Genomic DNA, 26,269 nt, shown 5'->3' on the forward strand with positions numbered 1-26,269 from the left:
GGCCCTGGCGCCGGCGATGCGGCGACATGTGCACGACCGATCGCCCGGTCGGCGCCCCATCCGCCCCTCCAGGCCCCTTCTGCACCACGGGTCGTGCAGACGTCGCAGTACTCGGGACTCGGTCGGTCAGTCGACGGGCAGGCGGACCGCCGTGCGCGCCTCGGCGAGCTCCGCGGCGGTCCGCTCCCGGCTCCAGGAGCGCGCCTCGGCCATGATGTCCGCGGCGAGGCCGAGGATGCGCTCCCCGGGATCCTGGAGGCGGCCGATCCCGGTGCGCCGCAGCAGCACGTCGGTGAGGTGCTCGGGAGCCTCATCGCGCACGGCCCACGCGACTGCCGCGAGCGGCTCGCCGTCGGAAGTGGCGCGCTCGGCGAGACGCGGGTCGGATGCGGCAAGAGCCAGCACGGAACGAGCCCTGCTGCCGTAATGGGCGAAGAGCACGTCGGCTGTGTCCGCCGCGAAACCGAGCCCCGCGGCATCCCGACGGAGCACCGCCTGCGCGGCCGTGACGTCGTCGACATCGCCACCGGGAAGGGGCGTCTTCGCGGTGGTCGAGGGGGCTGGGCGCAGTCCGTGCGCGGCCAGGCGGTCGACGATCTGCTGGGCGAAGGCGCGGGAGGTCGTGTACTTGCCGCCGAGCGCGGAGAACAGACCCGCGACCCCGTGACGCGCATGATCGACGAGATCGGATGCGCGGGAGGCCCGGTACGTGTCGGTGCCCGCCGACTCGGCGAGCGGACGCAGGCCGCCGTACGCGGCCGTGACATCGTCGAGTGTCAGCGGCTCCGGCAGCTTCGCGCCCGCGTTGATCTCGGCGATGAACCGCTCGATCGCGCCCAGTGTGAGCCGCCACTGGTCCACAGGACCGGTGTACGGCGTCTCTGTGGGCCCGATGAGGCTGCGATCACGCCACGGGGCGACGCTGAAGTGCCCGCCGGAGGAGACCGTCAGCACCATCGTCTCGCCGAGGCGCCGGGTGACGAGGTAGATGCCCTCCGAGCGCACGGCGGGTGCCGGGCCGATGGTCTCGCGCAGCGCCGGGGTCCGGGCGAGGAAGTCGTGCGAGAAGGAGCCGGTCGCATCGATCGTCACCGTGGCGGCGATCTCCGCCGTCTCGTCCGAGACGGCATCGTGCACCTCGGCCCCGACCACGCGCCCCGCGCGCACGAGCAGCTTCGTCGCACGGGTGTACGTCGAGATGGTCGCACGGTGGGATGCGGCCGCCTCCGCGAAGGCGAGCGTGAGGCGTTCCGGCGAGAGCATCATCGCGTCGTAGTAGAGGATGCCGTGCCGCATCCATCCGAGGCCGCGATCGACGAGCTCGGCGGGCGACAGCGATCGGTGCCGGGGGATGTGTGCGGACGCGTCCGCGAGCCGGTTGCGGTCGAACGACAGCGCGTCGTACGCGGTCAGGCCGACATGCTCGATGAGTCCCGGCTCGGGCAGCACCATGCCGATCGGGCGCACGAGGTGCGGCGCGATGGCGAGCAGGGTGCGGCGCTCGGCGAGGGACTCGCGCACGAGGCGCACCTCGAGGTTCTTGAGGTAGCGCAGACCGCCGTGGATGAGCTTGCCGGTGGCGGCACTCGTGGCGCCGCCGAGATCACCCGCCTCGACGAGCGCCACGGAGAGCCCGCGACTCGCCGCCTCGTACGCGATGGCGACACCGGTGATACCGCCGCCGACGACGAGCACGTCGACCGCGCCGTTCGGCAGAGCGCGCCGCAGACTCATGCCGCCGCCAGGTCGGCGCGGATGCCGGCGATCATGCGCTCGCGCTCGGACGCGATGTCGAGAAGCCCCAGACGCAGCACGCGCGCGGCGATCTCCCATCGATCGAGGTCGGCGACGCTGACGGTGCCGGCCCGCAGATACGACCGCAGGTAGAAGCGGAGGAGGATACGGCGCACCGCCCCGTAGACGACGCGCATCGGCGCCGAGGTACCGGGGAAGAGCTCCGCCTCGCGGAACAGCAGACGCGTGAGGGCGACGTCGGCGGCGGGCTGGCCGGCGACCGCCGTCTGCCAGTCGATGACGACGTTGCGCCCGGCGAGCACGAACACGTTCTGCGGGTGGAAGTCCAGGTGCAGCACCGCATCGCCGGCGGGGAGGGCGCGGATGCGGCGGGCGACGGCATCCCGTTCGGTCGGTGTGAGGGCCGAGAGCGCGGGGGTGTCCAGCTGCGCGACAGCGAGCTCGCGCACGTCGGGCAGGCGGTCGGTGCGAGCGCGGTGGACGAACAGGTGCTCGGCGGCGAGAGTGCTGCCCACCTGAGGCAGGCGCAGGATGTTGCGTTCGGCGACGGCCGTGAGCGGGATGCCGTCGATGCGGTCGAACACGATGCCGTGGCGTCCGTCCATCTCGATGCCACCGTGACAGCGCACCGGGGTGATGCCGAGCTCGTACGCGAGGCGCGAGGCGGCGATCTCTTGAGCGACCTCGGTCGCGTCGATGCCGGGAAAGGCGAGCTTGACGACGCGGTCGTCGCCATCGGCGAAGACCTCGGCGGACCGACCGCGCGCGATCGGACGGGAGCCCACGGCGCTCATCGCTCGGCTCGCTGCGGCTGGCCGTATCCGCGACGAGTGGCGGCCTCCACGACCGCGCGCTGCGCGACGGCGTCCAGCGCGCGAGGCTCGCCGATGGCGCGCGCGTGCCAGTACAGATCGCAGATCCACTCCGTCAGCAGCGCATTCTCGACCGCGTGGACGAGGTCGCGCCCGAGGGCGACGGCACCGTGATTGGCCATGAGCGCGGCGAGTCGCCCGTCCAGCGCTGCCCCCACGGCGTGCGCGAGTTCGACGCTTCCGAACGGGTGGAAGGGGGCGACCCGCAGTGCCCCGCCGAGAAGCAGCTGCTGGTAGTGCACGACCGGCACCTCGTCGAGCACGAGCGAGAGGCTCGTCGCCATGGGTGCGTGGGTGTGCACCACCGCCCCGACCTGATCGGCGGGTGCGTGCCGGAGCACGCCCAGATGCAGCGCCGTCTCGGATGTGGGCGCCCAGTCGCCCTCGACGACCTCGCCCTCGAGCGTGACGATCGTCACCTGTTCCGGGGTGAGCTCACCAAGCACGGCGCCGGTGGCCGTCACGGCGGCGAGCTCGCCGATGCGCATGCTGACGTTGCCGGCGGTGCCGACGAGCAGGCCTGCTTCGGCCAGGGATCGGGAGGCGTCTGCCACCGCGACGCGCGCGGCGGAGATATCTGACGTCGTTGTCATGGCGCTAGCATGACCGCGAGCACAAACCAAAGTCAAGTTTGGTTTTCGACGGAAGGATGCGGCACCGTGACACGCCTCGCTGCGACGGAACCGGACTGGGACCGCATCCCGCTGCAGCGCGCACCCCGCCAGGACCGCTCGCGCGAGAAGGTGGCGCGGGCGCTGGCGGCCGCATCCGATCTCGTGGCGCGAGAAGGCGTGGCGGCTCTGACGCTCCCGCGCGTGGCCGAGGCCGCGGGGGTCAGCGTGGGCGCCCTGTACCAGTACCTTCCCGACCGTGACGCGATCGTGCGTGCCCTCGTGGCGGAGTACCACGCACAACTCGAGACTCTGCTGGAGAACGCGGTCGTCCTGACGCGTGAGAGCACGCCGCCCGCCGACCCCGTGGGCCATGTGATCGACGCCGTCGCCGAGATCTATCGCGACCGCGATGCGGTGCGCACTCTCGGCACCGCCTCCGCCGGCGGCCCCATTGACGCCGACCGCGCGGCACACAAGCAGCGGATGGCCGAGGCCGCCGCGCGCCTCCTCCATGCCAGCGGGCTCACCCGTGACGAGACGGATGCGACGGCCCGCGCGCGTGTCGCGTTCCTCGCCGCCGACGCTGTGCTGCACGACGCCTTCGCTGCCCCGCCCGATGCGCAGGAACAGACCCTGCACGAGCTACGCCTGCTCCTTCGCCGCTACCTCCAGCCCTGACCCCGCCGCGGCCACCGGCGCCACTCCCCGCGAGACTGTCCCCACGCCCTCTCCACGCCCGCTGCGCGGACGCGGAGCCTCTGGGCGCGTGGGCCCACCTTCGTGACGAGATCACTGTCATTACCCGTGATCTCGCGCGGGAAGTGCAGTCTCGCGGAGACGGGAAGGGGGAAAGGGGGCTCAGCCGATGGGGCCGCGCATGTCGTCGAACCCGGCGGCGCGGGCGGAGGTGCGCACCCAGTCGAACACGATCTGCGTCTCGGTCGAGGCGACCGCGGGATCCATGCTCAGGCGCGTGGCGACGAAGTCACGCAGCTGCTCCGGCGAGGTCGTGACGACGTGGATGAGAAAGTCGGTCTGGCCGCCGAGGAAGAAGAGATTCAGGACGTTCGGCAGACGCGAGACCTTCTCGGCGTAGGTCTTGATCGCCGGACGCGCCTGCGCGCGGAGTTTGACCGCGACGATGGCTTGGAGCGGCAGCCCCAATGCTGCGAAGTCCACGTCGGCGTGGGCCGAACCGAGGGCACCCGACTCCCGCAGCGCCCGCACGCGTGCGTGCGTCGTCGACGGCGAGAGCCCGACGCGCGCCGCGAGCGCCGCGTTGGTCTGCGACGCGTCGCGACGAAGCTCCCAGAGGATGCGCTCGTCGACCGAGTCCATCCGTCGGTTCTGCGCCTGCGCCATGATCCACCCCGCATCCGGCCGGAGCTTCTACGGAATTCTCGCGCTGGGGAGAATTGTCTTCGGCAGGTAGTGATTCTGACACGATTTTCTTCTAGATTCGGCCCGCTCCAGACGAACATCCTGATACATCGACACGAAGGACGGCGCCATGCGCATCGGAATCCCCACCGAGGTCAAGAACCACGAGTACCGCGTCGCCGCCACGCCCGCCGGCGTGCGCGAGCTCGTGCGCCACGGCCACGAGGTCTCGGTGCAGCGCGGCGCCGGCATCGGCAGCTCGATCACCGACGAGGAGTTCGCCGCCGCGGGTGCGCGGCTCGTCGACGTCGCCGAAGCGTGGGCGGCCGAGCTCGTCCTCAAGGTCAAGGAGCCGATCCCCTCCGAGTACGGCTATCTGCGCGACGACCTCACCCTCTTCACCTACCTGCACCTGGCCGCCGACGAGCACCTCGTCGACGCACTGCTGGCCGCCGGCACGACGGCCATCGCGTACGAGACCGTTCAGCTGCCCGATCGCTCCCTGCCGCTGCTGGCCCCCATGAGCGAGGTCGCCGGACGCCTGTCCGTGCTGACCGGCGGCTACCACCTCCTCGGTTCGCAGGGCGGCCGCGGGGTCCTGCTGGCCGGAGTCCCCGGCGTGCGTCCCGCGAAGGTCGCGGTCATCGGCGGCGGCATCGCCGGCAGCAATGCGGTCGCGCAGGCCGTGGGCCTCGGCGCGGACGTCACCGTGCTCGACATCTCCATCCCGCGGCTGCGTCAGCTCGACGACCTGTACCGCGGCGCGGTGCGCACGGTGGCATCCAGCGCCTACGAGATCGAGCGCACGGTGCTGGAGGCAGACCTCGTCATCGGAGCCGTCCTCATCCCCGGCGCGAAGGCGCCGCATCTCGTCTCGCACGAGATCGTCGAGCGGATGAAGACGGGCAGCGTGCTCGTGGACATCGCCATCGACCAGGGCGGGTGCTTCGAAGACTCCCACCCCACCACCCACGACGACCCGACATTCCGTGTCGGCCCCACGATCTTCTCCTGCGTGGCGAACATGCCCGGCGCCGCCGCCGGCACCTCGACGCCCGCCCTGACCAATGCGACGCTGCCCTACGCACTGGCTCTCGCCGACAAGGGATGGGAGCGGGCCCTCGCCGACGATCCGGCCCTGGCGCTCGGACTCAACACGCTCGGGGGTTCAATCGCGAACGCGGGCGTCGCCGCGGCCTTCCCCGACAAGCCCCGCGTCTGACGCCGGCCGTATGCGGGGCGCCCCGCAGCCCGGACGCCCCCTCCGCCCGGTGCCCCGCAGATTACGGCGGCGTTTCCCGCACCTGCGAATCGCGGCGAATGCTTGCCCCGCACGGGGTGCGTGCGCTTTCATGAACCAACTTGGTCAAACGTCCAACTGCGATGGCGCAGAGACGGAGGAGGCTCATATGCAGGAAACGCGGCGACCCGTGGCGGTCGTGACGGGCGCGAGCTCGGGGCTCGGACGCGGCTACGCGGAGCGTTTCGCCGCCCGCGGCCACGATCTCGTGCTCATCGCCCGCCGAGCGGACCGACTCGAGGAGCTCGCCGCCACGCTGCGCTCGCAGCACGGCCGACAGGTCGATGTGATCCCGGCCGACCTCGCCGATCCCGCTGCCCCCGAGCAGATCGCGGCCGAACTCGCGCAACGCTCGCTCACGGCGGAGGTCCTGGTGAACTGCGCCGGGTTCGGAACCGCGGGCGCCTTCGCCGGCGAGGACCCCGCGCGCATCGCTCAGGAGATCGCGGTCGATGTGACCGCACCCACACTGCTCACCCGGCTGCTGCTGCCGGACCTGCTCGCCGCCGACGGCGGCATCCTGCTCATGGTCTCCAGCACCGCGGGCCACCAGCCCACCCCCAACCTCGCCGTGTACGGCGCGTGCAAGGCGTTTCTCACCTCGCTGACCGCCTCGATCTGGGAGGAGAACCGCGGATCCCGGATGCGGGTGCTGGCCGTCTGCCCGGGCCCGACCGCGACCGAGTTCTTCGAGGCGTCGGGTTCCGAGCAGTTCAAGGTGGGCCGCGTCGGCACGATCGACGAGGTGCTCGACGCGACGTTCACCGCCCTCGACGCCCGCCGCGGCCCCGTCGTCACGGTCGGCTGGGGCAACCGCATCCAGTCGATCGGCTCGAAGCTCGCGCCGCGCCGGCTGACCCTCAGAGTGGGCCGCACCGCGACAGAGCGCGCCGGAAGGAACGCCTGATGCGCCGACTCTCGTTCGAGGAACGCCGCAGCGAACTGCTCGACGCGGCCGTCCGGGTCATCGGCCGCGAGGGTCTGGCGGCCGCCACCACCCGCGCGATCGTCGCCGAGGCCGACATGCCGCTCGGGGCATTCCACTACGTGTTCGCCTCGCGCGACGACCTGATCGCCGCGATCGTCGAGCACATCACCGAGCAGGAGCGCCTCGCGGCGTGGATGGATGCCGACACCGACGCGACGTGCGCCGAAGTGCTGGCACGAGGCCTGGACGCCTACCTGCGGCTGCTCGAGTCGGAACCGCAGCGCGAGATGACCCTGCTCGATGTCGCCACGCACGCCATGCGACACGACCCGGAGGCGGTTCAGCGCCAATGGGCCACTTATCGCGCCGCGGCCCGCGCCAGCCTCTCCTACGCCGCCGAGCTCGCCCGCATCACGTGGACGCGGCCGCTCGACGAGCTGGCCTGGTCACTGGCGAGCTGCCTCGACGGACTCACCCTCTCGTGGCTCAGCACGCGCGACTCGGATGCGGCCCGCCGCCACATCCGTCTGCTCGCCGATGCCTTCGCCACCTATGCCACCCCCGTGAAGGAGACCACCGATGCTCACTGAGACCGACGCCCGCGTGCTCGCGCTCACCAACGCGCGAGCCGTACTGGGAGCCCTGCCCCGACTGGTCGAGCTCGTGCCCGAGGCCAGACGCATCCTCGGGACCCTGCCCTCGCCGACGACGCTCTCGCTCGTCGCGCCGGGCATCCCCGTGACGCGATACCGCTTCTCTTCCGAGGGCATCGCCCCGGTGTCCGAGGGCCGCGGCCCGACCCTGATGTTCCGCTCCGTCGAGCACCTCAACGCCGTCATCGCCGGGACCGCGCAGCCCATCCCGATCGCGGGACCCGCCGGCATCCGGTTCCTGACGCGAGTGTTCACGCCGCTCACCGACCTGCTCGGCGTGTACCTGAAGCCCGATGAGGCGCGCCTCGCGGATGCGGAGTTCCGCCGCCGCAGCACGCTGCTCACCCTCGAAGTGGCGGCGCGCGCGATCGCCGTCGTCGGCAACGAGGACACCAGCGGGCGCTTCTCCGCCGCGCACATGCCCGACGGCGATCTCGACCTCGAGATCGGCGACGAGCTGCGCTACCGCCTCGAGGTGAAGAATCACCGCATCCGCCTCGACGACGACCAATCAGACCCGCCGCGCGCCGCCCTCCGCTTCGCCGACCTCGACGTCGCCGGGGGCGTGATCAGCGGCCGCGACAGCGCTCTGGCCTGCGTCTGCGACGGCCGACTCGCCATGCGCGGTTTCATCCCCCTCGTCGACAACACCAGCCGCATCCTCGACCGCGTCGGCGCCTACCTCGGAGCGTGATCATGAGCACCCCCACCCTGACCCCCGTCTACAGCTACACGAAGAGCAACGAGGCGTTCGCCCGGGCCGTGAAGGTCATCCCCGGCGGCGTGCCCGGACACCTCGGCCCCTCCGAGGGCTGCTTCATTCCCCGTTCGGCATACCCGCTGTTCTCCGAGCGTGCCGAGGGGACCCGCTTCTGGGACGTCGACGGCAACGAGTACATCGACTACATGTGCGGCTACGGTCCGAACGTGCTGGGCTACGGAGACGCGGATGTGGCCGCCGCAGCTCAGGCGCAGGCGCGGAAGGAGGACGTCGTCTCGCTCCCCTCGACCACGATGATCGACCTGGCGGAGCTGCTGGTGGACACCGTCGCCAGCGCCGACTGGGCGTTCTTCGCGAAGAACGGCGGCGACACGACGACGCTGGCCATCATGACCGCCCGCGCCGCGACCGGCCGACGACGCATCGTCTTCATCGAGGGCTACTACCACGGCGTCGCACCGTGGACGCAGAAGCTCGACTATCCCGGCGTGCTCGACACCGACGTGCAGGGCAACATCGAGGTGCCGTGGAACGACATCGAGGCCATGCGCCGGGTATTCACCGAGCACCGCGGCGAGATCGCCGCACTCATCGCCCAGCCGTACAAGCACGGCAACTTCTTCGACAACGCCCTGCCCGCCCAGGGGTATTGGCAGGCGGTGCGACGGCTGTGCGACGAGCACGGCGTCGTGCTGATCGTCGACGACGTGCGCGCGGGCTGGCGGTTGGATCTCGCCGGCAGCGACCACTTCTACGGCTTCGAAGCGGACCTCATCTGCTTCTGCAAGGCCATCGCGAACGGCTACAACATGTCGGCGCTGTGCGGCAAGGACAGCCTGCGCGAGGCGGTGTCGAGCATCACCTACACGGGCAGCTATTGGATGAGCGCGGTGCCCTTCGCCGCCGGCATCGCCACGATCGAGAAGCTCAAGGCGATCGATGGCCCCGCCCTGTTCCGCGAGCTGGGCACGACGCTGACGGCGGGGCTCACCGAGGTGGCGGCCTCGCACGGCCGGACGCTCGTCGCCTCCGGCGAGCCGGCTCTGTTCTACCTGCGTCTCGCCGACGACGAATCGCTCATGCTGCATCAGCGGTGGATCGCCGAGTGCGTGCAGCGCGGCGCTTTCTTCAGCTCCCACCACAACCACTTCATCAACGCGGCCCTCACGAGCGCGGACATCACCCGGACGCTCGAGATCGCCGACGAGGCGTTCCGCGCGATCGAGGCATGACCGCGCTGCCGGCACTGCGCACGCGCGGGGCGGCCGTCGGCGCCGCCTACGCTGCGCAGGGTCTCGGCTACGCCACGATCGTCACCGCCCTGCCGACGATCAAGGACCGCGTCGACATCGGCGACGACGCGGTGTCGATGCTCCTGCTCGCGACCTGCCTCGCCGCCGCTCTCGGATCGGTGCTCGCCGACGTGATCGCCGTGCGCGCCGGCAGCAGACTCGCCCTCGCGTCGGGGCTCGCGGCGCAGGCGGTGGGACTCCTCTTCGTCAGCTTCACCGCATCCCTGCCGGTACTGATCGTCGCCATCGTGCTGTACGGCGTGGGACTGGGCGCGGTCGACGCGTCATCGAACATGCAGGGCTCGCTCCTACAGCGCCACCACGAGCGCCCGGTGTTCGGCAGGCTGTACGCCGGGTACACGGGCGCGGCGATCGTGGCGACCGGCGTCACGGCGGCGGTGCTCGCCACCGGGGCCCCCGCGGGCCTCACTCTGGTCATCGCGGCGGTGGCGCAGATCGCGATCGCCGGATGGGGCCTCCGCGCCTTCGACCCCACGCGTGCGGCCCACGAGGTCGACGACTCCGCCGCATCCCGCCCCTCGCTGCCGCGCCGCGCGATCTGGGCGGTGGGAGCGATCGTCTTCGCGGCGTTCGTCGTCGACTCCGCCGTCGCGAGCTGGAGCACGATCTACCTGACCGACGGGCTGCGCGCCGACCCGGGCGTCACACCTCTCGGCTACGGGGCGTATCTCGTCGCGATGCTGGCGGCGCGTCTGGGCACAGACCCGCTCGTGCGACGGATCGGACGGATGCGGCTGGGCATCGCCGCGGTCGTCGTGGCCGTGGCGGGCGCCGTGCTGGTGGCGGCTGCCCCGTTCGTGCCCGCGGCGATCGTCGGCTTCGCGGCGATGGGCGTGGCCTCAGGGGCGCTCGTGCCGATCGCGTTCAGCCGCGCCGGCGAGCTGCTTCCCGAGCGCAGCGACGAGGTGATCGCGCGCGTGAACCTGTTCAACTACGCGGGTGCCGTCGCCGGAGCGGTCGCGCTCGGACTCATCGCTGCCGGGCCGTCGCTCGGCCCGGCGTTCCTCGTGCCCGCCGTCATCCTCGCCGCACTCTCGCCCCTGTTGCGCACGCTTCGCCGCCACTGACGCCCGCTTGTTCCGTCTCCCACCCCTGCTCGCACGTCAGCGAGAGAGGGCGGCGCGGATGCGGGCCATCGTCTCCAGCGTGAGACGGGTGCGCTCCTGATCCTCGGCCGCTGCGGTCCCGCCCGCCTCGACGAGCGCGACGAACCGCTCCACCTCGCCGCGCAGCGAGTGGCGCTCATCGGGGATCTCGACGGCCTCCCGATCGCCGTCGACGGCGTGGCGCACCACGCGGCGCGGACTCACGAGGTCGTCGATCGACAGGGTGGCCTGCTCCCCCTCGATCTCGCTCACACGCCCGGCGTTCGTGATCTTCGAGTACGACACGTCCACGACGAGACTCGGGTAGCCGAGCAGGGCGACGCCCGCACCGTCCGCGCCGCTCGCGATCGGCACATCCAGCGCACGCACGGAATCGGGACGGCCGAACAGCAGCACGGCCGCGTGCACGGGGTACACGCCGAGATCCGCGAGGGCACCGCCGCCCATCTCGGGGTCGAAGATGTTGACCCGGCGCCCGGCCAGCACGTCGTCGTAGCGGGAGGAGCGCTTGCCGTAGTGCAGGGACGCCCGACGCAGCACCCCGAGCGTCGGGAGTAGATCGCGAACGACGCCGATCCCTGGGTCATAGGCCAGCCGCATCCCCTCCATGAGGATCACACCGCGCTCGGTCGCCGCCTCAGCGAGCGCGACCCATTCCTGCTCGGACGAGACCGCGGGCTTCTCGACGAAGACGTGCTTGCCGGCGGCGAGCGCGGCCCGGATCTGTTCGGCGTGCACCGAGTTGGGCGAGCCGACGTACACCGCGTCGATCGCCGGATCGGCGAGCACCGCGTCCAGATCGGATGCGGCGTGCGGGGCACCGATGCGCCGGGCGATCTCGGCCGCACGCGCTGCGTCGCGCGAGGTCGCCGTGTGCAGCGAGATGCCCTCGACCTGGGCGACCGCACGCGCGAAGGCCTCGGTGATGATGCTGGAGCCGATCGTGGCGACGTTGATCATCGCACCAGCGTAGGCGGGGCCATGAGTGCGACGGTGCTCAGGCGAGCGCGAGCGCGCGGTGCACGGATGCGACGGCGCTGGATCCCTCCCCGACAGCCGCAGCCACCCGCTTCATGGATCCGCGTCGCACGTCGCCGGCGGCGAACAGTCGTGGCAGCGAGGTCTCGAACGGCAACGGCTCGCGTCCGAGCTGCTGCCAGCGCGAGATCGACTGCACCGTGACGTCGGTGCCGGTGCGCAGGAACCCGTGGTCGTCGCGGTCGAGCGATCCGAGCCAGGATGTGGCGGGCTCGGCACCGATGAAGCAGAAGAGCCCGCGGGCGTCGACGTCGCCGACGGTGTCGATTCGCACGCGCTCCAGAACGCCGTCGCCGTCCAGCGCCGTCACGTTGGCGGCCGTGTGGATGCGGACGCCCGGGCTCTCCAGCAGCCGGTCCACGAGGTAGCTCGACATGCGCTGGCGCAAGTCCGTCCCCCGCACCACGAGGTGCACGGGGCAGCCGTTGCCGGAGAGATAGAGGGCGGCCTGCCCTGCGGAGTTCGCACCCCCGACCACGACGGAGGGCGCTCCGGAGACCTGGTGCAGCTCGAGCGGCGTGGCCGCGTAGTAGATGCTGGAGCCCTCGAACCGCGACCACCCGTCGATGTTCAGCCGGCGGTAGGCGGCGCCGGAGGTGACGATGGCGGTGCGGGTGCGGATGAGACGCCCGTCCGCGAGGGTGACCTCCAGCCCTTCGGGAAGCTCGGCGATCGCGACGGCTTCGCACGGGGCGTAGACCCGCACCCCGAACTTGAGGGCCTGCAGCGTGGCCTGGCCGATGAGCTGGCCGCCGCTCACGCCGAACGGGAAGCCCAGGAAGTTCTCGATGCGAGAGGTCGCGGCGGCCTGACCACCCGGAGCGACGGCATCCAAGAGCACCGTGTTCAGGCCCTCCGACGCACCGTAGATCGCGGCGGCGAGCCCCGCGGGACCGCCGCCGATCACCACGAGGTCGACGGCCGCATCCGTTTCGGCCTGGTAGCTGAGTCCCAGCCGGTCGGCGACGACGCCCGGTGTCGCCCGGGTGATCGGCTCCCCCTGGATGTAGGCGATCGGCAGGTCCTCGATGCGCACGCCGTGTTCTGCGTGCACACCCATGTCGTCGGGATCCACCTCGACGGAGGTGTGCACGAGGTCGAGTCGTTCGGCGAACCGGTCGAGCGCGAGGAACTCCCGCGATCCGTGCAGGCCGACGAACTTGAGCGTGAGAGCGGCGGGGCCCGCACGCAGCGACTCCCGCCTGTCCCACAGGGCGTGCAGGATCAGATCGCAGAGCTCGTCGTCCTCCGCCATCAGCCGGCGCAGCTGCGCGCGCGGCACGCGCAGGATGCGACCGGGCTCGGCCACACGCGCGGACAGGAACGCCCCTTGCCCGTTGAGCAGGCTGAGCTCCCCCGCGAACGTGCGCGCACCCATGCGGGTGAGCACCACCTCGTCGACCCAGCCCAGCCCATCGCGGACAATCTCGACCTCGGCGGTGTCGACGAGGATCATGTCGTAGTCGTGATCGCCGGAGCGGAACACGTAGTCTCCGGCGGCGACCTCCTCGGGCGTGCCGTACGAGCACAGCCGCTCCCACTGGGCGTCGGTCAGGTCGGAGGGACGAGTCGGCGCGGCGACGGTCTCGTGGCTCATACGCGGGATTTTCCTCGTCACACCGCCCCGTCACAACTCGACGGGCGCGTCACCCGCGTTCGGGACCCATGAGCGGGCGTAATGCTCGCGTGAGGGCGGCGATGTCGGCACGATCCGACCCCGCCAGCACCTCGGCCTCCCGCCTCACGAGCTCCGTCATGGCCGCATCCACGACCCTGATGCCCTCGTCTGTCAGCAGGATGTAGACGCTCCGTCCGTCGGAGGGGTTGCGCTTTCGCAGCACGAGCCCCCGCGTCGACAGATTCGCGAGCCGATGCGACATCGTCGCGCTCGTGATCATGGTCCGCTCGATCAGCTGCGCGGGGCTCAGCCGGTGTGGCGGATCGGCCCGGCGCAACGCGGCGAGCACGTCGAACTCCCATGAGGCGAGGCCCGCCGTCGCGAACGCGGCCGCCCGCAGGCGATCCAGGCGGATCGCCGCCCGGCGCAGCCGCGACATCACATCGAGGGGCGTGAGGTCGACGTCGGGCAGGCGCTGCGCCCACGCGTCGATCAGCAGATCGACCTCGTCGTCTCGACGGTCATCGCTCACACGACGACGGTAGCGTGCGCGGACCCTATGCGGGCCGGTTGCCCCATCCTCCGCCCGGGGTGCGAGGATCGAAGCGGCTGACCCACCGGCGGACGGAGCACACCCATGACCTCGTACAACGATCACGTGATCGCCGAGTTCCGGCGAAACGGCGGTCGGGTGGAGAACTTCGGCGATGCCCTGATCCTGCTGCACCACGTCGGCGCCCGCAGCGGGGTCGAGCGCATCGCCCCGCTCATGGCGCTGCCGGACGGAGAGGATGCCTGGCTGATCGCCGCGTCGAAGGCGGGCGCCGCAGACAACCCGGCCTGGTTCCACAACCTCCGCGCGTATCCCGACGTGATGATCGAGACGCCGTCGGGCGAGGTGCCGGTCACGGCGCGGGTGCTCGAGCCGTCCGAGCGGGATGCGGCGTGGCAGCGCTTCCTCGAAGCCAGCCCCGGTTTCGGCGACTACGAGCGTCGCACGACGCGCACCATCCCGGTCGTCCGTCTGGAACGCCGATGACTCATCAGCCCGGTGTCGACGTCCCCGATGCGCGTGGGCGCACGGGTCTCGACCGCGCAGGGCTCGATCTGCACGGCAATCCCCGGGTGCGGGTGCGCGAGGTCCGCGTGCTCACCTCGAACTGGTTCGTGACGCGCACGACGACCTTCGACTTCCAGCACTCGGACGGCACGTGGACCACCGAGCACCGCGAGACCTACGACCGCGGAGACGGAGCGTGCATCCTGCTCTACGACGCCGAGGCGCGCACCGTGCTGCTGACGCGTCAGTTCCGCTACCCGGTCTACGTCAACCGGCATCCCGATGGCATGCTCATCGAGGCCGCGGCCGGCCTGCTCGACGACGACGCTCCCGAGGCCGCCATCCGACGTGAGGCCGAAGAGGAGACCGGGCGTCCGGTCGGCGACGTGGAGCACGTCTTCGATGTCTATATGAGCCCCGGCTCTGTCACCGAACGGCTGCATTTCTTCGCCGCGCCCTACCGCCGCGGTGATGTCGTGTCGGGCGCGCGAGCGGGACTCGCGGACGAGGGCGAGGACATCGAGGTGCTCGAGCTCGGGTTCGACGACGCTCTCGAGCGCATCGGCGTCGATATCGTCGACGCGAAGACGATCATGCTGCTGCAGTGGGCGGCGCTGCGCGGCCCGTTCTCGGCGGCCCGCACGTGACGACGCGGCTGCTGCTGATCTCCGACACCCACATCCCTGCGCGTCGGCGCACGCTCCCGGATGAGGTGCGCCGGCTCGCGGATGAGGCCGATCTCATCGTGCACGCCGGCGACTGGGTGGTCGACTCCGTGCTGGATGACATTGCGCAGCACGGCGAGGTCGTCGGCGTGTACGGGAACAACGACGGCGCAGACCTCCGCGCGCGACTGCCGCTGGTCGCGCACCGTCGGATCGAGGGCGTGCGGATGAGTGTCGTGCACGAGACGGGCGACGCACCCTCCAGGGAGCGTCGGATGGATGCGGCTTACCCTGAGACCGATCTGCTCGTGTTCGGACACAGCCACATCCCGTGGGACACCCGCACTCCCCGGGGCATGCGCCTGCTGAATCCAGGATCCCCGACCGACCGGCGCCGACAGCCCCACCACACCTGCATGAGGGTCACGATCGACGACACCCGCATCGAGGCGACGCTCGTGACGCTCTGAGCCGTGCGGCGCGCTCACCCCGTCACTGGATGCGATCGACCTGCACCCGAATGAGATCCGCCTCCGGGAAACGTGCCAGCAGGAGATCGGCGACCTCGCGGCCCGTGTCGGCCGCACGCCCGGCCGCGTCCGCGGCGATCCGCACCTGGACGGTCTCCGCGGCCGCATCCCCCGTCACGAGCGGAGCGACGGAGCCGAGGGCGCCCGCCACCGCATCCGCGACGCGCGGCGGGAAGACCGCGGCGACGCCGGGAGCATCGAGGACGAGATCGGTCACCGCGTCGCGCGGCGCAGAGGGCAGGTTCATGACGCGTCCCTTCGCGGCTGGGGAGCATGGACGTCCTCGATCGTGACGTCGATCGCGGCCACCTCGAGATCGGTGTGCCGCGCCACGACATCCGCGATGCGGCGGCGCACGTCGTCGGCCACGGCGCGCGCATCGAGATCCCACGCGATGGATGCGGTGACATCGATCGTCACGGGCGCGCCGAGCTCCTCGACGTCGCCGATGATGCGCGTGCGTCCGATGAACACCCCGTCCAGCTCGTCGGCGGCCGATCTCAGCAGGGTGCGTACCGCGCCCTCGGCGACCGTGATCCGCACCCTCGGGTCGGGGTGGCGCACCGGCAGATCACGCCCCGACCGCAGCTCCGCCGCGACCTGGTCGAGGATCCCGCCGAACCATCCCGCCGACGGCTCCGGCAGCGAGGCGGCGTCGGCGGCGAAGAGATCGCGGGAGAGGTCGCTGACGCGGGAGAGGGACTCGAGTGCGTTCAGGCACTCCGGGCACTGTTCGATCTCGGCGTCGCGCGGCGAGCGCCCCGCCTCCAGATACTCGCTCAGCTCCTGGATCGTGCGCCCGCAGTCGAGGACGTCGGATGAGGCGTTCGATGCGGTCATCGCCATCCCTCCATCCCGATCATGATGCTCGCTCTCGCGCGGGCGAGGTTGCCTCGCACGGTGCTCACCGGCACGTCCAGCTCCTCCGCGATCTCGGAGTAGCCGAGCCCCGCAGCCTCCCTGAGCAGCCAGGTCCGTCGCTGCGCCTCCGGGAGCCGTTCCAGCGCCGCCGCGAGTGCCGTGAGTCTAGCGTTGCGTTCGGCGACGTGCTCGGGCCTGGTGCTCTCCGGTGTGGACGGCTCCCAGTCCTCGAACGGCGTCTCCTTGGCCGAGCGACGGAGGACCCGAAGTGCTTCCCTCGACGCGATGCGCAGCAACCAGGCCTTGACCGACGCGCCGTCGCGCAGGGTGGGCAGCTGTCGCCAGGCGACGACGAAGGCATCCTGCACGACGTCGTCGGCGTCGGCCTGCGAGCGGAGCATGCGCGCGATGTAGGCGCGCATGAGCGGGCTGTGCCGGCGCACGATCTCGGCGAACGCTGCGACGTCGTCATCGACCGCCCGCTCCACGAGGATGCGGTCTGACAGCGCTGCGAGATCCCTCGACCCCGTTTCAGGCTCCGCCATCGGCCTCTCCGAAAATCCGTCAGAACTTTTTCGTGACGATCCGGCGGGTAGGTGCCTCATGTCAGTAGGGCGAAGTTAGCGCCGACGACGAGAAGCGTCCGGCGCTCTTGTCACCGCCCTGGCAAACGAGATAAAGGAGCACATCATGGCCACTGAGCAGAAGACCACTCCCGCCGTCGCCCCTGCCCGCGTCGACCGCGGCGCCGCCGGAACGACCGGAGCCGCCCCGACGGTCGCGGCCGCAGGACGCACGGTCATCGCCGATGGCGTGGTCGCCAAGGTCGCAGGCATCGCGGCTCGGGAGGTTCCCGGCGTCTACGCGCTCGGCGGCGGCGGAGCCCGCGCTCTGGGGATGATCCGCGACGCCATCAACGCCACCGACCTGACTCAGGGTGTGAAGGTCGAGGTCGGCGAGACGCAGGCCGCAGCCGATCTGACGATCGTCGTGGAGTACCCCGCCCCCATCCAGGAGGTCGCCGCCGGTGTCCGGGCAGCCGTGGCCGGTGCGATCTCCCGCCTGGTCGGCCTCGAGGTCGTCGAGGTCAACGTCGAGGTCAACGACGTGCACCTTCCCGGTGACGACACCGACGACGACGCCGAGGCGCGCGTCGCATGAGCGCCGCGGTGAGCGGAGCGCTCGTGGGTGCGGTGCTCGCCGTGTCCGCCCTGCTGTTCGGCTTCTGGGGGTTCCTCCTGGTCGCCCTGTTCATGGGCGTCGGAGCGCTCGTCGGCCGCGTCATGTCGGGATCGCTCGACCTTCGCGCGCTCGCCAACGTGTTCTCCGGCCGCCGCACATCATGAGCACCGTGACCTGGTCCGCGCTCGGCGGCGGGATGACGCCCGCCGCCGAGACGGTCCTGCCGGGCCGGACGCTCGTGGCCGAGCGGGCCCTCGTCGCCGTGTGCGAGCAGGCGGCGGCGCGCGCCGTCGGGATCCCGCGGCGCGAGGTCACGGTCCGCCTCGGTGCGGCCGCCGGAGCATTGGCAATCCGGGTCGAGGCGCCGCTTCCCATCCCGGATCTGTCGGATGAGGCTCGGTCGGCCGATTCCGAGACCGTCACCGCTCGCGCACACCGCATCCGCGAGCAGATCCGCACTGACGTCGCGGCTCTCACCGGCCGTGACGTGCGCCGCGTCGACCTCACGATCACCGGCGCCCGCATCGAGGAGAGGAGGAGGGTGAGATGAGCGCTGCCGATCGCACCCTCGCGCGCGTGCAACGGCGCGAGACCCATTCGCCGCGGTCGACGGCCATGGTCGTCGCCGTCATCCTTCTGATCGCGCTGATCGCCTACCTCGCGACCGAGACCGTGCTGGTCATGGCGGACGCACCCCCGCTCATCGCGGCCCCGGCAGATCTCCTGCGCGGCATCTCGACGGCGTCCGGCGCTGCCATGACCGCGGTCGGCGCCGCCCTGGCGCTGGCGGGCGTGGTGCTCGTGGTGATCGCCGTCACACCCGGGCGCCTGGCGAAGCACACCATGAGCGCCGCCGACGGCACGATCGTCGTCGTCGACAACGCCGTGATCGCTGCTGCGCTCGCCCAGCATCTGAGCGATGCCCTCGGGATGGATCGGCGCCGCCTCACCGTCGGCGTCGGACACCGCCGCGTCGATGTCACCGTCCGCCCCGAGACGGGTCTGGACATCGATCTCGACGAGGTGCGCGCCGCATCCGAGGCCGAGCTCGCCACATACCGGCTGAGCCCGCCGGTCGCGCTGAGCGTGCACCGCCGGCTGGACAAGAAGGAGGACTGATGAACACCACCCGCCGCGGCCTCAACCGCGCACTCGTCTTGGTCGCGGGCCTCATCGCCCTCGCCGCGGGAGCAGCCGTCGTATGCGCCTCCGTCTGGGACGAGGCCCATCGGATGTGGGAGCAGACCCTGACCGATGCCGCCGGCGCCGCGGATGCCGCACACGCCGCGACTCTCGTCGGCGCGGGTCCGATGTCGTGGGCCGGGCTCGGCGTGATCGCGATCGCCGTGATCCTTATCGTGCTGCTGCTGATCCCGGTCGCTCTGCTGTCGCACCGACGCTCGCGCACCGTGCTGCGCAGCGCCGAGACGGATGCGACGCCCGGCCGCGTCGTCATCCGGGAGGGCTTCGCCTCCGACTCGGTCACCTCGTCGCTGGCGCGGCGCGCCGACATCCTCTCGGCGCGCGTCGTGGCAGACGACGTGCTCCACGCACCCGTGCTCCACGTGGCCGTGACCCCCCGCCCTCACGCGTCACCGCGCGAGATCGCCGACCATGTGACAGCCGTCGGCGCCCGTCTCGACGCGCTACTGGAGCGCCCCACACGCACGTACATCTCACTTCACGCAGGTCTGCGGGCACGTCTCGCCACAGACCGGCGCCCCCTCACGTGACCGCGCACCGCGCGGGTCATCCGAAAGAAGAGAAAGGAACCCTCATGGGACTCGACGACAAGATCAAGAACGCAGCTGAGGACCTGGTCGGCAAGGCCAAGGAAGCCGCCGGCAAGGTCACGGGCAACGAGAAGCTCGAGGCCGAGGGCAAGGCCGAGCAGGCGAAGTCCGACCTCAAGCAGGCCGGCGAGAACGTCAAGGACGCTCTCAAGTAAGCCGGAACACATGTGCCCCGCGGCCCTCGGTCGCGGGGCACATGTGCGCGGGGATACCGCTGCCGCGCTTCGGCTGCGACGATCGACGGGTGCCAGCCCGTGCCTCCCTCCCACCCTCGCGGATCGTCTTCGCGCCCGACAGTTTCAAGGGATCACTCGACGCGACGAGAGCGGCTCGCGCCCTGGCCGACGGATGGCGCGGCGTGCGCCCCGACGACGAACTGCTGCTGCGACCGATGGCGGACGGGGGCGAAGGCACCTTGAAGGCGTTCGCCGCGGCGATCCCGGACTCTCGACGGGTGCCCGTCACCGTCACCGGACCGACCGGGCGACGGATCGCCTCCCACTGGCTGATGCTGCCCGGAGATCGGCCCCGCACCGCCGTGGTCGAGTTGGCGTGCACCTCGGGCATCGAGCTCGTCGGCACCGACGAGACGGTCGACCCACTGGCGACGCACACCCTCGGGTTCGGCGAAGCCATCCGCGCTGCACTCGCGGCCGGAGCCACCCGCCTGCTGCTCGGCATCGGCGGCAGCGTGTCCAGCGACGGCGGGGCGGGGGTTCTCACCGCACTCGGTGCCATGATCCGCGATGACCGGGGCCACCGCGTGTCCGCCGGCGCCGCGGGACTCGCACGCGCCGCATCCTTCGATGGCACAGACCTCATCCCACCGCCGGGCGACGGCGTCCTCGTGCTCTCCGACGTCCGCGCCTCGCTCCTGGGCCCCGAGGGCGCCGCGCGCGTGTTCGGGCCGCAGAAGGGAGCGGACCCCGCTCAGGTCGACCGAATCGAGAACGCCCTGGCACGCTGGGCCCGGGTCGTAGGCGTGGCCTCGGACGTGCCGGGAGCGGGAGCTGCCGGCGGATGCGGATTCGGGCTGCTGGTCTGGGGTGCGCAGCTCGCGTCGGGGGCGGACGCGGTCGCCGAGACGATCGGCCTCGACGCGGCTCTCGTGGATGCGGCGCGAGTGATCACGGGCGAGGGGTCCTACGACTCTCAATCTCTGCTGGGCAAGGCGCCCGGCGTGGTCCGCACCTACGCCGAGGCCCGGGGCGTACCGGTGAGCGTCGTCGCGGGCCGCTTCGGCGTGCCCGCAGGGGTGGATGACATCTCGCTGACCGAGATGTCGGGCTCCCCCGCAGCGGCCCTGTCGGATCCGCGACGATGGCTCCGCGAAGCGGGCGCCCGCCTCGCCCGGAAGCACACGGACCGCGATAGCGTGTAGGGACGGTACCTGCGAGGCGAGGAGCGCATGATGAGCCTTCACGCGCGACTGCGTCGGCGGGTCGAGCAGGACCTTCGTAGCGCCCGCGTGCTCATCGACGGCGATGCGGAGGCGCTGATCACCGGCATCCGGCGCGTCATCACCCCCGACCAGCTCGTGCTGCCCGGCGTCGGCGATCGCCTCGCCGACCTCGGCGTCGTCATCATCGACCGCAAGGCGCACGGTTCGACCCTGCACCGTGCGCAGGAGTTCTTCTCCCGTATCGACGCGCAGCTCGTCGAGGACGCACCGCGGATCTGTCTCATCGTGGGCGGCGCGAACTCGGTGGCGCCGCGCACGCTGGCACGGCTGTTGAGCGCCGAGCTCGTCCATCAGATCGTGGTGAGCACCGCGCCGTCGCTGGCCACGACGCGTGACCGGGCAGACCGCCGCCGTCTGCGTGCGCTGGGATGGCTCGGAATCGACATCCTGCGACTCGGTCGCGTCTGAGGGGAAGCGCCGAACCGCAAGGAATGCGCAAGGAATGCGCAAGATCCGCAATCCCACCTGAAGATTCGGGCCGTTCCGCCCGAATTCGCCCGGACGCGCGTCGCAGCTGAAACCGCTCTCGTACCGTAGCTCCAGCAGCACTCCGCTGCTCTCGGTGAGCGCCCCGTCACCCGAAGGCGTGGGCGCTCACCGCTCCCTCGGCAGGAGACAAGATGGGGAAGACTCCTGCGCTTCCAAGCGCACGCAAGCGGCAATGGGGATCCGAACGACGCCGCGAGCCGTTGCCTACCCTCCACCCGCGTCCCTCGGCCGCGAAGATCGTGTGGGCGCGCGTCGCCATCGCGATCACGGTCGCCGGGTGGGCCGCGTACATGCTCACCACGGCCCTGCGTCAGATCTTCGCCTACGACGGTGAGCACATCTGGCCCACGATCGAGGCCTGCATCTACGCTCTCGTCATCACCGCGCTGAGCTTCTCGGCGCTGATGTTCCTCGTGCAGCGCGAGGCCGCGCTCAGGCGGTTCCGCGATCACGAGCGGGTACCGCGCGCGGAACTCGACCGCCACTTCGACGATGAGCACGGCGAGGGCATGACGGTCCTCATCCCCTCGTACGCCGAGGAGCCCTCGGTCATCCGCAAGACCATGTGGTCAGCGGCGCTGCAGGAGTATCCCTCGCTGCGAGTCGTGCTGCTGCTCGATGACCCTCCGTTCCCCACGGATCCGCACACGCTCGCCCGCCTGGAGGCGACGCGCCAGATCGCTCTCGGAATCGCGGAGGACCTGGCCGAGCCCTCGTACCGCTTCACAGAAGCGCTGTTCGACTTCGAACAACGTGCCGCGACCAGCGGCGTCGGCGAGGCGGAGATCCTCTCGCTGCGTGACGAGTATCGCTACGCGGTCGCCTGGCTGAACGACATGGCGGACTCCGAACCGCACGAGGACCACGTCGACACCTTCTTCATCGAGCAGGTGGTCCGCGGGCTCGCCGACGACCTGGATCTCACGGCATCGGCGCTCGAGTCCGCGGCCGAATCCGGGACCGAGCTCTCTCACCAGCGTCTGCACGAGCTGCACCGACGCCTGGTGTGGATCTTCTCGGTGGATGTGGGAACGTTCGAACGTAAGCGCTACGCCTCGCTGTCCAGCGAGGCGAACAAGGCGATGAACCTCAACGCCTACATCGGCCTGATGGGCGGTCGCTACCGGTTCGTAGAAGGCCCCGGCCGAAAGACCGCGCTGCGTCTGGTCGCCGGTGCCGGGCAGGAGGCGGATCTCGTCATCCCCAACTCCGACTACCTGCTCACCCTCGACGCCGACTCGCTCCTGCTGCGCGACTACTGCCTGCGTTTGGTCTACTTCCTCGAGCAGCCCGGCAACGAACGCGTCGCGGTCACCCAGACCCCGTACTCGTCGTTCCGGGGCGCCCCGACGCGCATCGAACGCCTGGCGGGGGCGACGACGGACATCCAGCACATCCTCCATCAGGGCATGTCGGGCTACGACGCCACCTTCTGGGTCGGGGCCAATGCCGTCATCCGTATGGAGGCGATGGACGACATCATGCAGATCGACGATGTCGACGGCTTCGAGGTGCGCCGCTACGTGCAGGACCGCACCGTGATCGAGGACACCGAGTCCTCGGTGGATCTCGCCGATCACAACTGGACGCTCGTGAACTACCCCGAGCGACTCAGCTACTCGGCCACCCCACCCGACTTCGGCTCCCTCGTGGTGCAGCGCCGACGCTGGGCGAACGGCGGCCTGCTCATCCTGCCGAAGTTCCTGCGTCAGGTGCGCGCCCGCAGGCGCAGTTCGCGCCCGGTGCGCCTGGGCGAGTGGATGATCCGCGTGAACTACATGGCCTCGCTCGCGTGGGCCAGCTTCGCCCTGCTTCTCCTGCTCACCTTCCCGTTCGACAGCAACCTGCTGAGCCCGCTCGTCCTGGTCGCGGCGGCGCCGTACTTCCTGTGCCAGGCGAGCGATCTGAAGTACTCCGGCTACCGGTACCTCGACATCCTTCGCATCTACGGCTTCAATCTGATCCTGCTGCCGGTCAACCTCGCCGGCGTGCTGAAGTCGATCGAGCAGGGCCTGACCGGCCGCAAGATCCCGTTCGCACGCACACCGAAGGTGCGCGAGCGCACCGCCACGACCCTGCTCTACGTCGTGGCGCCCTGGGCGATCGTCGCGTTCTCGATCTTCACCGCCTGGTGGAGCTTCAACGCCCAGAACTGGGGCACGTTCTTCTTCGGCACGCTCAACGCGCTCTGCGCCCTCTGGGCATGCGTCGAGAACATCGGCATTCGCAACTCGATCGTCGATGTGTGGATGGGCCTGACCAACTGGATGTGGGTTCCCGTCCCGGGCGAGACCACGCATCGCGCCGCACCCGGCGAGCCCGGATTCGACTGGCAGGACGCACTGTTCCACGGCTACCCCGCAGCCGGCGATCCGATCCGCCGCACCTCTCGGCCCGCCGCATCCGCCGTCGTCGAGGCGGCGCCCTCGCGCGCGATCGGGGCGTCGAGCGCGCCGGGCTCCGGCGCATGAACACCCGCGTCGCCTACACCGCACCGCCCGCACCTGGCCCGTACGAGGGCAAACGTCTCTCACCCTGGCGGGTCGCGCTGGGGTTGGCCATCCTCGTCGCCATCGTCGCGGGTTCGCTCTTCGGCTACCGCCTGCTGGTCGTGGACCAGGTGCGCGCGGTCACGGGCGCTGCCTGGTTCGCCCCCTATGTCGACGTCACGACCACACCGTTCTTCGCGTTCGAGAAGCCCGAGAACCACGCTGACCGCGACGTCGTCCTCTCGTTCGTGGTAGCGGCCGCGGCAGATTCGTGCACGCCCTCCTGGGGCGGGTACTACGACCTCGAGGAGGCTGCCCGCGACGTCGATCTCGACCGACGCATCGCGCGATTGCGCGACAGCGGCGGCGATGTCGTGCTGTCCTTCGGCGGGGCGTCCGGCACCGAGCTCGCGGGCGCATGCACCGACGAGGACGCTCTCGGACAGGCGTACCGCAGCGTCATCGACCGTTACGACGTGTCGACGATCGATCTCGATGTCGAGGGGCAGAACCTCGAGGACCCGGTCTCGGGTCTGCGTCGTGCCGTCGCGATCGCCGACCTGCAGCGCGAGCGGCGGGCGGCGGGCGAGGAGCTCGCCGTGTGGCTGACGCTCCCGGTCGCGCCCGACGGGCTGACCGCTTCCGCGCGCACGGCCATCGCACAGATGCTGGAGTCCGGCGTGGACCTGACCGGGGTGAACGTCATGACGATGGACTACGGCGTGGACCTCGGCGCGCAGACCATGGCCGATACCGCCATCGACGCGTTGCGCGCGACGCACACGCAGCTCGGCGCACTCTACGAGGACGCGGGGACGCCGCTGACGGCACCCACGCTCTGGGGCAAGCTCGCCGCGACGCCCATGATCGGGCAGAACGACGTCGCCGGTGAGGTCTTCACCCTCGACGACGCGGCGGCACTGAACGCCTTCGCGCAGCAGCAGCGGATGTCACGGCTGTCGATGTGGTCGCTGAATCGTGACCGCACCTGCGGCACGAACTATGCCGACACCTCGGTCGTCTCCAATGACTGCAGCGGCATCGATCAGCAGGACGCGACCTTCGCCGAGACACTCCAGCCGGGGTTCGAGGCCGCACCCGACGAGTCGGCGGGGCGTCGCACCACGCCGGAGCCCGTTCCCACGGTGACCGACGACCCCGCGGCGAGCCCGTATCCCATCTGGAGCGAGACCAACACCTACCTGTCGGGCGCGAAGGTCGTCTGGCGCCAGAACGTGTACGAGGCGAAGTGGTGGACGCGCGGCGACGATCCGGACAACCCGTTGGCGGATGCGAATTCTTGGCCGTGGCGACTGATCGGCCCGGTGCTTCCGGGCGAGACGCCCTACCCGCAGCCGACGCTGCCTGCGGGAACCTACCCGGACTGGGATCCGGCGGCGACCTACACGGAAGGTCAGCGGGTGATGTTCCAGCAGGTGCCCTACGAGGCCAAATACTGGACACGCGGCGACAGTCCCGCCGCCCAGGCCTCGGATGCGGACGGCTCGCCCTGGCAGCCGCTGACGATCGCGCAGCTCGAACAGGTCATCCAGGGCGGCCCGTGACTCGCTGTCGCGTCAACCCCCGCCGGGAAGGACGCACGGCGGCGTAGCGTGCCGGCATCCGCTGGATCCGATCGAGAGGAGACCACGATGTCGAACAACACCTTCCCACCCCCGGTGCCGCTTCCCGGTGACGGCGGTGCAGACCAGGATCCGACGCGCGAGGTGGACGGCGAAGAGGTGCTGGACGAGGACCTCGACGACGACCAGGTCGACAGCGCCGACGCCGATCGCATCGCCTCTCAGGAGGGCGACGCGAGCTGAGCCGGGCCCGGGGACCTCGCGCCGATCGGTGCGGGGTCCCCTCGTTCGCGCAGACGCCTCAGTCGGCGTGCTCCGGCGGCCACACGACGGAGAACCGCTCGAACACGATCTCGTCATCCTCCGACCAGACGGCGCCGCGCGCGGCGCTGACACGCTCCCAGTATCGCCGGTGCTCGCGCTGCCAGCTCTCGAGCGAGCCGTCATCCTCGCCCTCGTCTCTGGCGAAGGAGGCGTCGGCGCTCCCGAAGGGACCGAGGCGCAGTTCGGTGCTGCGGATCACGATGCGCGGCGCGCCGGTACTGTCGCACGCGATCCAGTGGGAGCCGATGCGCGGTACGGCATCGCCGCGCGCCAGGAAATCGGCGACGAGTTCGGCCGTGGCTCGTTTGCGTCCCGACAGGACGATCTCGAGGAGTTCGTCGGCGAGGCGCGCGGAGTCGCCGAAGTGCTCGACGGTGTACTCGGGTGAGGCGGCCACCGCCTCGGGGTGAGCGGCGCGGTACGCCTCCCACATCCGTTCGGCGGCTGCGGTGTCTCTGCTGAGGGCGACGGACGAACGGGACGGTTCAGACATCCTTCGATTCTCCCACTTACATACTGGCGGGCAGTGCCCC

Annotated in this window: 32 protein-coding genes; 21 read left to right on the plus strand and 11 right to left on the minus strand. The window is 70.7% G+C overall.

Features of this window, described 5'->3' with window-relative positions:
- Positions 1-126 precede the first annotated feature (126 nt).
- Genes PQV94_RS14060 through PQV94_RS14070 form a run of 3 tightly spaced genes read right to left on the minus strand, consistent with a single transcriptional unit; the run spans position 127 to position 3,220 of the window.
- Entirely contained in the window at positions 127-1,734 is a 1,608-nt protein-coding gene (locus PQV94_RS14060; protein WP_274286390.1) for a glycerol-3-phosphate dehydrogenase/oxidase, read from the minus strand.
- Positions 1,731-2,549 carry an aminoglycoside phosphotransferase family protein gene (locus tag PQV94_RS14065; protein WP_274286391.1) on the minus strand — a complete coding sequence of 273 codons (819 nt, stop codon included), beginning with the start codon at positions 2,547-2,549 and terminating at the stop codon, positions 1,731-1,733. Before PQV94_RS14065 ends, PQV94_RS14060 begins: the two co-directional genes overlap by 4 nt.
- Entirely contained in the window at positions 2,546-3,220 is a 675-nt protein-coding gene (locus tag PQV94_RS14070; protein ID WP_274286392.1) for a class II aldolase/adducin family protein, read from the minus strand. Before PQV94_RS14070 ends, PQV94_RS14065 begins: the two co-directional genes overlap by 4 nt.
- Positions 3,221-3,286: 66 nt before the next feature.
- Here PQV94_RS14070 and PQV94_RS14075 point away from each other — a divergent pair, with 66 nt between their 5' ends.
- On the plus strand, positions 3,287-3,919 hold the full coding sequence (locus PQV94_RS14075) for a TetR/AcrR family transcriptional regulator (protein ID WP_274286393.1): 633 nt from the start codon (positions 3,287-3,289) through the stop codon (positions 3,917-3,919).
- A 180-nt stretch (positions 3,920-4,099) separates the two neighbouring features.
- Here PQV94_RS14075 and PQV94_RS14080 read toward each other — a convergent pair whose 3' ends face one another.
- On the minus strand, positions 4,100-4,603 hold the full coding sequence (locus PQV94_RS14080) for an Lrp/AsnC family transcriptional regulator (protein ID WP_274286394.1): 504 nt from the start codon (positions 4,601-4,603) through the stop codon (positions 4,100-4,102).
- A 148-nt stretch (positions 4,604-4,751) separates the two neighbouring features.
- Between PQV94_RS14080 and ald the strand changes: the two genes are divergently transcribed.
- From ald to PQV94_RS14110, 6 genes are all read left to right on the plus strand, one after another.
- A complete protein-coding gene (ald, locus tag PQV94_RS14085) occupies positions 4,752-5,843 on the plus strand; it encodes an alanine dehydrogenase (RefSeq protein WP_274286395.1) in 1,092 nt (363 codons plus the stop codon).
- Positions 5,844-6,030: 187 nt separating this feature from the next.
- Positions 6,031-6,828: an SDR family NAD(P)-dependent oxidoreductase gene (locus PQV94_RS14090; protein WP_274286396.1), complete on the plus strand. Its 798-nt coding sequence runs from the start codon at positions 6,031-6,033 to the stop codon at positions 6,826-6,828.
- A complete protein-coding gene (locus tag PQV94_RS14095; RefSeq protein WP_274286397.1) occupies positions 6,828-7,439 on the plus strand; it encodes a TetR/AcrR family transcriptional regulator in 612 nt (203 codons plus the stop codon). Before PQV94_RS14090 ends, PQV94_RS14095 begins: the two co-directional genes overlap by 1 nt.
- Positions 7,429-8,196 (plus strand): hypothetical protein, encoded by a 768-nt coding sequence (locus tag PQV94_RS14100; RefSeq protein ID WP_274286398.1) that lies wholly within the window; start codon positions 7,429-7,431, stop codon positions 8,194-8,196. The genes PQV94_RS14095 and PQV94_RS14100 overlap by 11 nt, the downstream gene beginning before the upstream one ends.
- Before the next feature lie 2 nt (positions 8,197-8,198).
- Positions 8,199-9,455, plus strand: a complete 1,257-nt coding sequence (locus PQV94_RS14105) for an aminotransferase class III-fold pyridoxal phosphate-dependent enzyme (RefSeq protein WP_274286399.1) — start codon at positions 8,199-8,201, stop codon at positions 9,453-9,455.
- A complete protein-coding gene (locus tag PQV94_RS14110) occupies positions 9,452-10,603 on the plus strand; it encodes an MFS transporter (protein WP_274286400.1) in 1,152 nt (383 codons plus the stop codon). Before PQV94_RS14105 ends, PQV94_RS14110 begins: the two co-directional genes overlap by 4 nt.
- Before the next feature lie 36 nt (positions 10,604-10,639).
- On the opposite strand, the gene PQV94_RS14115 is transcribed toward PQV94_RS14110, so the two are convergent.
- Genes PQV94_RS14115 through PQV94_RS14125 form a run of 3 tightly spaced genes read right to left on the minus strand, consistent with a single transcriptional unit; the run spans position 10,640 to position 13,830 of the window.
- Positions 10,640-11,602, minus strand: a complete 963-nt coding sequence (locus PQV94_RS14115; protein ID WP_274286401.1) for a Gfo/Idh/MocA family protein — start codon at positions 11,600-11,602, stop codon at positions 10,640-10,642.
- A gap of 37 nt (positions 11,603-11,639) precedes the next feature.
- Positions 11,640-13,277, minus strand: coding sequence for an FAD-dependent oxidoreductase (locus PQV94_RS14120; RefSeq protein WP_274286402.1), 1,638 nt, complete (start codon positions 13,275-13,277; stop codon positions 11,640-11,642).
- A gap of 49 nt (positions 13,278-13,326) precedes the next feature.
- Positions 13,327-13,830: a MarR family winged helix-turn-helix transcriptional regulator gene (locus tag PQV94_RS14125; protein ID WP_274286403.1), complete on the minus strand. Its 504-nt coding sequence runs from the start codon at positions 13,828-13,830 to the stop codon at positions 13,327-13,329.
- Positions 13,831-13,935: 105 nt separating this feature from the next.
- On the opposite strand from PQV94_RS14125, the gene PQV94_RS14130 reads away from it, so the two are divergent.
- From PQV94_RS14130 to PQV94_RS14140, 3 genes are read left to right on the plus strand one after another with little or no spacing between them, the layout of a single operon-like run.
- Positions 13,936-14,337, plus strand: coding sequence for a nitroreductase family deazaflavin-dependent oxidoreductase (locus PQV94_RS14130; protein ID WP_274286404.1), 402 nt, complete (start codon positions 13,936-13,938; stop codon positions 14,335-14,337).
- Positions 14,334-15,005 (plus strand): NUDIX domain-containing protein, encoded by a 672-nt coding sequence (locus PQV94_RS14135; protein WP_274286405.1) that lies wholly within the window; start codon positions 14,334-14,336, stop codon positions 15,003-15,005. Before PQV94_RS14130 ends, PQV94_RS14135 begins: the two co-directional genes overlap by 4 nt.
- Positions 15,002-15,493 (plus strand): metallophosphoesterase family protein, encoded by a 492-nt coding sequence (locus PQV94_RS14140; protein ID WP_274286406.1) that lies wholly within the window; start codon positions 15,002-15,004, stop codon positions 15,491-15,493. The genes PQV94_RS14135 and PQV94_RS14140 overlap by 4 nt, the downstream gene beginning before the upstream one ends.
- A gap of 22 nt (positions 15,494-15,515) precedes the next feature.
- Here PQV94_RS14140 and PQV94_RS14145 read toward each other — a convergent pair whose 3' ends face one another.
- The 3 genes from PQV94_RS14145 to PQV94_RS14155 are packed head-to-tail and all read right to left on the minus strand — an operon-like array spanning position 15,516 to position 16,959.
- Positions 15,516-15,800, minus strand: coding sequence for a hypothetical protein (locus PQV94_RS14145; protein WP_274286407.1), 285 nt, complete (start codon positions 15,798-15,800; stop codon positions 15,516-15,518).
- A complete protein-coding gene (locus tag PQV94_RS14150) occupies positions 15,797-16,393 on the minus strand; it encodes an Asp23/Gls24 family envelope stress response protein (RefSeq protein ID WP_274286408.1) in 597 nt (198 codons plus the stop codon). The genes PQV94_RS14145 and PQV94_RS14150 overlap by 4 nt, the downstream gene beginning before the upstream one ends.
- Positions 16,390-16,959, minus strand: a complete 570-nt coding sequence (locus PQV94_RS14155; protein WP_274286409.1) for an RNA polymerase sigma factor — start codon at positions 16,957-16,959, stop codon at positions 16,390-16,392. The genes PQV94_RS14150 and PQV94_RS14155 overlap by 4 nt, the downstream gene beginning before the upstream one ends.
- A gap of 145 nt (positions 16,960-17,104) precedes the next feature.
- Between PQV94_RS14155 and PQV94_RS14160 the strand changes: the two genes are divergently transcribed.
- The 11 genes from PQV94_RS14160 (at position 17,105) to PQV94_RS14210 (ending at position 25,655) form a co-directional block, all read left to right on the plus strand.
- A complete protein-coding gene (locus PQV94_RS14160) occupies positions 17,105-17,575 on the plus strand; it encodes an Asp23/Gls24 family envelope stress response protein (RefSeq protein ID WP_274286410.1) in 471 nt (156 codons plus the stop codon).
- Entirely contained in the window at positions 17,572-17,760 is a 189-nt protein-coding gene (locus PQV94_RS14165; protein ID WP_274286411.1) for a DUF2273 domain-containing protein, read from the plus strand. The genes PQV94_RS14160 and PQV94_RS14165 overlap by 4 nt, the downstream gene beginning before the upstream one ends.
- 5 nt (positions 17,761-17,765) lie before the next feature.
- Positions 17,766-18,146 carry a hypothetical protein gene (locus PQV94_RS14170; protein WP_274286412.1) on the plus strand — a complete coding sequence of 127 codons (381 nt, stop codon included), beginning with the start codon at positions 17,766-17,768 and terminating at the stop codon, positions 18,144-18,146.
- On the plus strand, positions 18,143-18,715 hold the full coding sequence (locus PQV94_RS14175; protein WP_274286413.1) for a DUF6286 domain-containing protein: 573 nt from the start codon (positions 18,143-18,145) through the stop codon (positions 18,713-18,715). Before PQV94_RS14170 ends, PQV94_RS14175 begins: the two co-directional genes overlap by 4 nt.
- Positions 18,715-19,329, plus strand: coding sequence for a hypothetical protein (locus PQV94_RS14180; protein WP_274286414.1), 615 nt, complete (start codon positions 18,715-18,717; stop codon positions 19,327-19,329). The genes PQV94_RS14175 and PQV94_RS14180 overlap by 1 nt, the downstream gene beginning before the upstream one ends.
- A 44-nt stretch (positions 19,330-19,373) precedes the next feature.
- A complete protein-coding gene (locus tag PQV94_RS14185) occupies positions 19,374-19,544 on the plus strand; it encodes a CsbD family protein (RefSeq protein ID WP_137418157.1) in 171 nt (56 codons plus the stop codon).
- Positions 19,545-19,633: 89 nt separating this feature from the next.
- The gene (locus PQV94_RS14190) at positions 19,634-20,770 is read left to right on the plus strand and encodes a glycerate kinase (RefSeq protein WP_274286415.1); all 1,137 of its coding nucleotides are present in this window, start codon (positions 19,634-19,636) and stop codon (positions 20,768-20,770) included.
- A 30-nt stretch (positions 20,771-20,800) separates the two neighbouring features.
- The gene (locus PQV94_RS14195) at positions 20,801-21,259 is read left to right on the plus strand and encodes a hypothetical protein (protein WP_274286416.1); all 459 of its coding nucleotides are present in this window, start codon (positions 20,801-20,803) and stop codon (positions 21,257-21,259) included.
- Between the two features lie 212 nt (positions 21,260-21,471).
- Positions 21,472-23,811 carry a glycosyltransferase family 2 protein gene (locus tag PQV94_RS14200; protein WP_274286417.1) on the plus strand — a complete coding sequence of 780 codons (2,340 nt, stop codon included), beginning with the start codon at positions 21,472-21,474 and terminating at the stop codon, positions 23,809-23,811.
- Entirely contained in the window at positions 23,808-25,394 is a 1,587-nt protein-coding gene (locus PQV94_RS14205) for a chitinase (RefSeq protein ID WP_274286418.1), read from the plus strand. The genes PQV94_RS14200 and PQV94_RS14205 overlap by 4 nt, the downstream gene beginning before the upstream one ends.
- 87 nt (positions 25,395-25,481) lie before the next feature.
- Entirely contained in the window at positions 25,482-25,655 is a 174-nt protein-coding gene (locus PQV94_RS14210; protein WP_274286419.1) for a hypothetical protein, read from the plus strand.
- A 58-nt stretch (positions 25,656-25,713) separates the two neighbouring features.
- Here PQV94_RS14210 and PQV94_RS14215 read toward each other — a convergent pair whose 3' ends face one another.
- Positions 25,714-26,229, minus strand: coding sequence for an ASCH domain-containing protein (locus tag PQV94_RS14215; protein WP_274286420.1), 516 nt, complete (start codon positions 26,227-26,229; stop codon positions 25,714-25,716).
- Between the last annotated feature and the right edge of the window lie 40 nt (positions 26,230-26,269).

The sequence above is a fragment of the Microbacterium sp. Clip185 genome (assembly GCF_028743715.1).
Taxonomy (GTDB): Bacteria; Actinomycetota; Actinomycetes; order Actinomycetales; family Microbacteriaceae; genus Microbacterium.

Coding starts and splice junctions, on each gene's coding strand:
- PQV94_RS14060 (WP_274286390.1), bottom strand. CDS start 1,734: ATGAGTCTGCGGCGCGCTCTGCCGAACGGCGCGGTCGACGTGCTCGTC.
- PQV94_RS14065 (WP_274286391.1), bottom strand. CDS start 2,549: ATGAGCGCCGTGGGCTCCCGTCCGATCGCGCGCGGTCGGTCCGCCGAG.
- PQV94_RS14070 (WP_274286392.1), bottom strand. CDS start 3,220: ATGACAACGACGTCAGATATCTCCGCCGCGCGCGTCGCGGTGGCAGAC.
- PQV94_RS14080 (WP_274286394.1), bottom strand. CDS start 4,603: ATGGCGCAGGCGCAGAACCGACGGATGGACTCGGTCGACGAGCGCATC.
- ald (WP_274286395.1), top strand. CDS start 4,752: ATGCGCATCGGAATCCCCACCGAGGTCAAGAACCACGAGTACCGCGTC.
- PQV94_RS14090 (WP_274286396.1), top strand. CDS start 6,031: ATGCAGGAAACGCGGCGACCCGTGGCGGTCGTGACGGGCGCGAGCTCG.
- PQV94_RS14095 (WP_274286397.1), top strand. CDS start 6,828: ATGCGCCGACTCTCGTTCGAGGAACGCCGCAGCGAACTGCTCGACGCG.
- PQV94_RS14100 (WP_274286398.1), top strand. CDS start 7,429: ATGCTCACTGAGACCGACGCCCGCGTGCTCGCGCTCACCAACGCGCGA.
- PQV94_RS14105 (WP_274286399.1), top strand. CDS start 8,199: ATGAGCACCCCCACCCTGACCCCCGTCTACAGCTACACGAAGAGCAAC.
- PQV94_RS14110 (WP_274286400.1), top strand. CDS start 9,452: ATGACCGCGCTGCCGGCACTGCGCACGCGCGGGGCGGCCGTCGGCGCC.
- PQV94_RS14115 (WP_274286401.1), bottom strand. CDS start 11,602: ATGATCAACGTCGCCACGATCGGCTCCAGCATCATCACCGAGGCCTTC.
- PQV94_RS14120 (WP_274286402.1), bottom strand. CDS start 13,277: ATGAGCCACGAGACCGTCGCCGCGCCGACTCGTCCCTCCGACCTGACC.
- PQV94_RS14130 (WP_274286404.1), top strand. CDS start 13,936: ATGACCTCGTACAACGATCACGTGATCGCCGAGTTCCGGCGAAACGGC.
- PQV94_RS14135 (WP_274286405.1), top strand. CDS start 14,334: ATGACTCATCAGCCCGGTGTCGACGTCCCCGATGCGCGTGGGCGCACG.
- PQV94_RS14145 (WP_274286407.1), bottom strand. CDS start 15,800: ATGAACCTGCCCTCTGCGCCGCGCGACGCGGTGACCGATCTCGTCCTC.
- PQV94_RS14150 (WP_274286408.1), bottom strand. CDS start 16,393: ATGACCGCATCGAACGCCTCATCCGACGTCCTCGACTGCGGGCGCACG.
- PQV94_RS14155 (WP_274286409.1), bottom strand. CDS start 16,959: ATGGCGGAGCCTGAAACGGGGTCGAGGGATCTCGCAGCGCTGTCAGAC.
- PQV94_RS14160 (WP_274286410.1), top strand. CDS start 17,105: ATGGCCACTGAGCAGAAGACCACTCCCGCCGTCGCCCCTGCCCGCGTC.
- PQV94_RS14165 (WP_274286411.1), top strand. CDS start 17,572: ATGAGCGCCGCGGTGAGCGGAGCGCTCGTGGGTGCGGTGCTCGCCGTG.
- PQV94_RS14175 (WP_274286413.1), top strand. CDS start 18,143: ATGAGCGCTGCCGATCGCACCCTCGCGCGCGTGCAACGGCGCGAGACC.
- PQV94_RS14180 (WP_274286414.1), top strand. CDS start 18,715: ATGAACACCACCCGCCGCGGCCTCAACCGCGCACTCGTCTTGGTCGCG.
- PQV94_RS14185 (WP_137418157.1), top strand. CDS start 19,374: ATGGGACTCGACGACAAGATCAAGAACGCAGCTGAGGACCTGGTCGGC.
- PQV94_RS14195 (WP_274286416.1), top strand. CDS start 20,801: ATGAGCCTTCACGCGCGACTGCGTCGGCGGGTCGAGCAGGACCTTCGT.
- PQV94_RS14200 (WP_274286417.1), top strand. CDS start 21,472: ATGGGGAAGACTCCTGCGCTTCCAAGCGCACGCAAGCGGCAATGGGGA.
- PQV94_RS14205 (WP_274286418.1), top strand. CDS start 23,808: ATGAACACCCGCGTCGCCTACACCGCACCGCCCGCACCTGGCCCGTAC.
- PQV94_RS14210 (WP_274286419.1), top strand. CDS start 25,482: ATGTCGAACAACACCTTCCCACCCCCGGTGCCGCTTCCCGGTGACGGC.
- PQV94_RS14215 (WP_274286420.1), bottom strand. CDS start 26,229: ATGTCTGAACCGTCCCGTTCGTCCGTCGCCCTCAGCAGAGACACCGCA.